Source organism: Tissierellales bacterium, assembly GCA_035301805.1.
Taxonomy (GTDB): Bacteria; Bacillota; Clostridia; order Tissierellales; family DATGTQ01; genus DATGTQ01.
Map to the genome: position 1 here is coordinate 1 of DATGTQ010000156.1, position 3,169 is coordinate 3,169.

Consider the following 3,169-nt stretch of genomic DNA (forward strand, 5'->3'; position numbering starts at 1 on the left):
AAAACTATCCTCCTCATCTTTTCTTATAAATACTGTTATTTTGACAGCATCATCATAAACTATATTTTCTATAATAATTTCTTTATTTAATAGATAATTTTCTAGAATCCCATATAATGTGTAGTCAATTCTAAGTTTTAATTTAGTATGAAGAACTTTTTCAATAATCATACTTGCATTAATTCCTATTTTTGCTCCCTTTGTATAGGCTCTAATAAGTCCACCAACACCAAGTTTTGTTCCTCCAAAATATCTTGTTACTACAACAACAACATTTCTAAGGTCTTCTTTTTTTAGCACTTCTAAAGCTGGAATACCTGCTGTACCACCAGGTTCACCGTCATCACTAAATCTTTGTATATTACTATCCTTTCCTAAAACATAGGCATAAACATTATGAGTAGCATCCCTATGTATAGATTTAATTTTTTCAATAAATTTTAAAGCTTCATCTTCATTAGAAATAGGGGCTCCATATCCTATAAACCTAGATTTCTTAATAGAAATTTCATCTTTTCCATCTTTATATACAGTTTTATAGCTATTCTCCATTTTAAAACCTCCATACAACATGTCTTATAGCTATTATAACATTGTTTGTAAATAAAAAAAATAAAAGGGTATGTATTTACCCTTTTATGCATAAGCCCTATTTGTATCAAAGTCTTCTTTCAAATCTATATATTTTTTATAAGATAGGTTTACAAGGGATTTATCTTGATTATGAGATATCATTTCTATAGCTTTTTCTACCGAAAAGAAACCGCCATCCCTAAATCCTTCTTCTTTATTAACTTTAAATTTATCGTCTTCAGCTTCCATGATATACCAGGTCACCATATTATAAACTGGTTGTTCTCTAGATAAAGAAAAAAATTCGTAACTAGTTTCCCCCGCTGTTGAAACAATATTGGCCTTTACACCAGTCTCAAACTCTACACGACTAATAGCCGTTTCAGTAGGAAGTAAACCATTACGAATTTTTCCCTTAGGTAACACCCATTGTTCTTTATCATTTTTTAGTATAAATACTTTATCCTCTCGGAACACAACTCCACCTGCACAATTTCTCACAATCATTAGTCCTATCGCCTCCTTTTATTTTCTTATTTTTATAATACCCTATTTTCAGAATTATTGCAATGGAATATTAAATCTTTATCTTTCATTATTTATTATATGCTAAGAAATAAAATATAACCCACTTTTTAAAGTTTTTTTATTTTTTCTATGGAAACCTTTGCATCCCTTCTTACATAAGACTTTTCATCTTCTAACAAAGGTTCTAAAAGTTTAATAGATTCTTCATCCCCTATATTCCCTAAAGCTTTTGCTGAATATTGTCTTACCTGGGCATTACTATCGTTTAAAACATTTTCTAACCATTCCTTAGTATCCTTATTGCCTATTTTACCCAACGCAGAACAGGATAGCCTTCTTAAATTACCATTATTACTGGACAGTTCCATTCTTAAAAGTGGAAGTAATTTTTCATTTCTAAGTTCTCCTATAAGCCATATAAGTATCATTCTATCTTCATAATTTTTGAAAGATACATATCGCTTATAAATTTCAGCAGCTAAATCGTCTTTGTCTTTTTCACTGATCTTTTCTAAATATCTAACTCTTCTATCTTTAGACATACTTATTATACTGATTAATTTATCCGGTTTCTTTTTTCTCCTAGTATTTAGTTCTATTTTAGTTTTTATAATATGATTTTCTACTTGTTTTTTGTCTAATCTTCTAATAATAGAAATGGTATCTATAGATTTTCCTTCCTTATATAGCAAATAGGTTATATAATGTTCTTTTAAATTTTTAATATTATTCCAAGAAATTTTACTATTCATAATATCACCTAATTTTCTCAAATGCCTTATATCTTTCATAATCTATTTGGTTTAAACTTACTTTTATTAAACTTCCATACTCTAAATACTCTAGTTTTTCTACATCGTAGTTATCACATATATAGGCTAAAATATCTTGTTTGTCATAGGGTATTTGTAAGGTAACTTCAGTAAATTTTTGTGGTAATAGTTTTTCTATCATTTCTAATAATTCTTCTAAATTCTTATTTTTAGTTGCAGAAATAAATACTTTATTATCGATATAATTATTTTCATAAAATATACCGTCTATATTTACTTTATCAATTTTATTAAATACTGTTATTATAGGTTTATTTAATACTTCTAATTCTTTTAATATATTGTAGGTAGTCTTTAATTGTATATCTAAGTCTTTATTAGATGCATCTACTACGTGAAGTATTACATCAGCATATTGTACTTCCTCTAAGGTACCTTTAAAAGCCTCTATTAAATTAGTAGGCAACTTACTAACAAATCCAACTGTATCGGTAATTAAAAAATCTTGCCCATTAGGTAATGTTCCTCTGCGAAAAGCCGTATCTAGTGTAGCAAATAGCATATCATATACAAAAACTCTTTTCTTAACATCATAATCTTCATTTTTTTCAATTATTTTATTTAGTAAAGTTGACTTTCCAGCATTAGTATAACCAACAAGGGCAACCATTGGTAATTTTGAATTTAATCTTCTCTTTCTTGTTACTTCTCTTCTTTTTTCAATACTTTTTAATTCTTTTTCAATATTATTAATTTCCCTTAATATATGACGTCTATCTGTTTCTAATTTTTGTTCTCCTGGTCCCCTAGTTCCAATACCGCCACCTTCTCTTGAAAGGTAATCTCTAAAACCTACAAGCCTAGGTAATCTATAATTTAATTGTGCTAATTTAACTTGTAATTTACCTTCTTTTGTAGTAGCTCTATTAGCAAAAATATCCAGTATTAAATTAGTTCTATCTACTATCTTTCTATTTATAATATCTTCTAAGTTCCTCAACTGTGCTCCTGATAATTCATCATTAAACACTACTGTGTCAATATCTAGTTTATTACAATAACTAGATATTTCCTCCACCTTCCCTTTTCCTATAAAAAAAGCTGAATCTATAGTAGCTCTTTTCTGAACAATTTGAGCCACTACTTCTCCATAAGCCGCCTTTACTAATTCACTTAACTCTTCCATAGAACTATCAATATCTATAGGATCATCTATTAATTCTACTCCTACAATTAATACTTTTTCCTTTGAAATTTTATTATATATCAACATATGACCTCCTGTTATATTAACA

The 3,169-nt window shown here is 28.1% G+C and carries 4 protein-coding genes; all 4 read right to left on the reverse strand.

Translation table 11 applies throughout. The annotated features are described in order from the left end of the window. Positions 1 to 552, reverse strand: a 552-nt coding sequence (locus VK071_07965) for a YigZ family protein (protein HLR35243.1), incomplete at its 3' end; no start/stop codon positions are given. 84 nt (positions 553 to 636) lie between these two features. Next, the gene (locus VK071_07970; GenBank protein ID HLR35244.1) at positions 637 to 1,080 is read right to left on the reverse strand and encodes an NUDIX hydrolase; all 444 of its coding nucleotides are present in this window, start codon (positions 1,078 to 1,080) and stop codon (positions 637 to 639) included. Between the two features lie 128 nt (positions 1,081 to 1,208). Beyond that, entirely contained in the window at positions 1,209 to 1,853 is a 645-nt protein-coding gene (locus VK071_07975) for a HEAT repeat domain-containing protein (protein HLR35245.1), read from the reverse strand. A gap of 4 nt (positions 1,854 to 1,857) precedes the next feature. Next, on the reverse strand, positions 1,858 to 3,147 hold the full coding sequence (hflX, locus tag VK071_07980) for a GTPase HflX (GenBank protein HLR35246.1): 1,290 nt from the start codon (positions 3,145 to 3,147) through the stop codon (positions 1,858 to 1,860). Between the last annotated feature and the right edge of the window lie 22 nt (positions 3,148 to 3,169).